2 protein-coding genes are annotated in these 2,339 nt (G+C 58.8%); both read right to left on the reverse strand.

Annotated elements, in window-relative coordinates:
- On the reverse strand, positions 1–919 hold a 919-nt coding region (locus EN949_RS34590), incomplete at its 3' end, for an AraC family transcriptional regulator (RefSeq protein ID WP_164782656.1).
- A gap of 484 nt (positions 920–1,403) precedes the next feature.
- The gene (locus EN949_RS34595; protein WP_063170838.1) at positions 1,404–1,859 is read right to left on the reverse strand and encodes a MucR family transcriptional regulator; all 456 of its coding nucleotides are present in this window, start codon (positions 1,857–1,859) and stop codon (positions 1,404–1,406) included.
- Between the last annotated feature and the right edge of the window lie 480 nt (positions 1,860–2,339).

The raw sequence follows: 2,339 nt of genomic DNA on the forward strand, positions 1-2,339 counted from the left end.
GCGTCATCCCCATCCTTTCGGCGAAGACATGCCGGAATGCCGAAACGGATTGATACCCGACGGTCTCGGCCACGGCCTCGGCGCTGATGGCTGGCTTCTTCAACTCGTTGGCGGCCAGGCTCATGCGCAGATCAGTCAAAAAATCGAGGGCGGAGCGACCCAGCTTGTCCTGAAACTGGCGCATGAACGTAGCGCGCGACATCCCGCACAAATCGGCCAGATCGGGCAGTTTCCAAGGCCGTGCCGCATCGGCGAACATTGCCGCAATTGCTGGTGCCAGCCGCGGATGGCCAGCCAGGGCCAACAAGCCTTCGGGGGCTTTCCCGGATTGGCTCGCCGCGCGCAGTACCAGTGTGAAAAGCGCCGAGGAAAGCGCGTTGAGAATGGCGCGCCCTCCCGCCCTGTCACCGGAGGACTCCATCCGCATCAGCCCGACAAGACCGGCAAGTTGGTTGGATGCGGACCCCATGCCGTCTTCTCCATGGCTGTCCACAGCGCGTGTCACCAGGTTGGCGGGCAGGTAGTTGCGGATCAGTCGATCATGGGGTGGCGCGATAAAAAATCGCCCACACAGCAGATCCAGTTGCTCGCCCTCGCCATCATTCTCGCTCAGCATCCATCCGGCTGACCCCCGGCGTTGCTGGGTAGGAATTGGTGTTTGCCCGCTACCGTCGTGCAGTACATGCGCCGCGCCGTGAGGCAGCAGCACAATATCTCCGCTCAGCAGCTCCCGCGCCGCTCTCGTCTTCGGATCCTCGAGAATGGCCCGGCCCTTGACTATGACGTGGTAGGGAATTTCGTTCGCGGCAGCCTTGTTCCAGGCAACGCGCCACGGTGCACCATAGGCGCAGCGGACCTCGAGCTGGCCGGTCACGGTGATGATTTGCAGGAGATGGCTCAGCCAGTCCACTTCAGACATTGGACCTCGAAACGGAGATAGTGAAACGTCTTATCGTAATTATGGATTGTTTGCACAAATCGAAAGTACCAAGAGAGACGGCAACACGCCCGCCGATCATGAATGCGTCTCCAGGTGAAGAACTTGTCTACATGCCGAGCGCGGAGGCACCACGCACTAGATTGCTGCGGCCGTAACGGAGCAACTGGTAAAAGGATGGAGCAGTTTCCTGTCTCTGAACAGCTGCGAGGCCGATCAGCCGCCGCAGCCTACCGCCATCCCCGCACCATATGAGATTGGACGCTGCGCCCTGGGGTCTCCCAATGAGTGTCCGGTGGTCTCACCATCCATCGGTTGCAGCCATTCGTCAGAGCTGATGATGGCTCACGGTCGCTTTCAACAGAGGACGGTATTTGTTATCCAGGCCGATATTTGGAGCCGAGCGATATTGTGATGCTTGCCTTGTGATCCAGGTTGCCCCGCCGCCTTTGATAGACACCTGTTGTTAGGCCTTAGCTTTCCGATTCGCTGGTGTTTTCCTCAACGGCGTTTTTGCAGTTGGCTTGCGGCCGAGTCCGCTGGATTTCGCGAGGGCTGACCGCTGGGCCGCGTAGCTCGGTGCAACCATGGGATAGTCCTTGGCGAGCCCCCACCTGGCTCTGTACTCGTCGGGTGTCATTCCCAGCAACCCAAGGTGGCGCTTCATAGACTTGAACTTGCGTCCGTCCTCCAGGCTGATGATGTAATCGGGAAACACGGACTTTTTTGGATTGACTGCCGGAACAAGCGCGGGCGGCGTCGCTTCCACCGGCTGACCCAATCCCGACAAGGCAGAATTGACGCTGGCGATCAATTCGGGAAGACCGGCCGCCGGAATGGCGTTCTTCTGGACATATGCCGCCACTATGTCGGCGGTGAGCTGCAACAACTGGACCTGCGGTGCTTCAGCGTCATTCTGCATATTTCGAGTTTCCCATTTGATTGGCTTTGTCTCTATTGAGGAACTTTACAACGTGCAACGGCCCACAGATCATGGATGGGGCTCCACGCGAAGAAACCTGTCTATATTTTAAAGCGGTGGCACCGCACCTGACCTACGCGCTGGCAACTGACTGACCACAGGATTGATTCAATGCCGGCTTGAGGCAGTAGCAGGATACCGAGTGTTTATAGCGCAAGTCGGAGTACCGAGGTTCAATCGGGCGCGTCGATAGCGCGACCATAGTCGGCGGCATTCGCCAATCCACAGGGTATGCGTCAGCCGTTTCGCGATCCGGGGGCTGACGCCGCAGAGAAAACCCGCGGGTGGCAACAATCGCGCGGGTGATCTTCTCGATCCAACGGTGTCTAACCGAGATTCCTGGGGATAATCACTCGTCGCTCCGGGACTCGCTGGCGCTTTGACAAACTCGGTTTTCCAGACCGGGGGCCGAGTGCACAA

Origin of the sequence: Mesorhizobium sp. M7A.F.Ca.US.007.01.2.1, from assembly GCF_003998165.1 — a bacterium.
Classification (GTDB): domain Bacteria; phylum Pseudomonadota; class Alphaproteobacteria; order Rhizobiales; family Rhizobiaceae; genus Mesorhizobium; species Mesorhizobium ciceri.

Bases quoted from the DNA above. Each gene is read 5' to 3' on its own strand.
- EN949_RS34595 (WP_063170838.1), bottom strand. From the start codon at position 1,859: ATGCAGAATGACGCTGAAGCACCGCAGGTCCAGTTGTTGCAGCTCACC.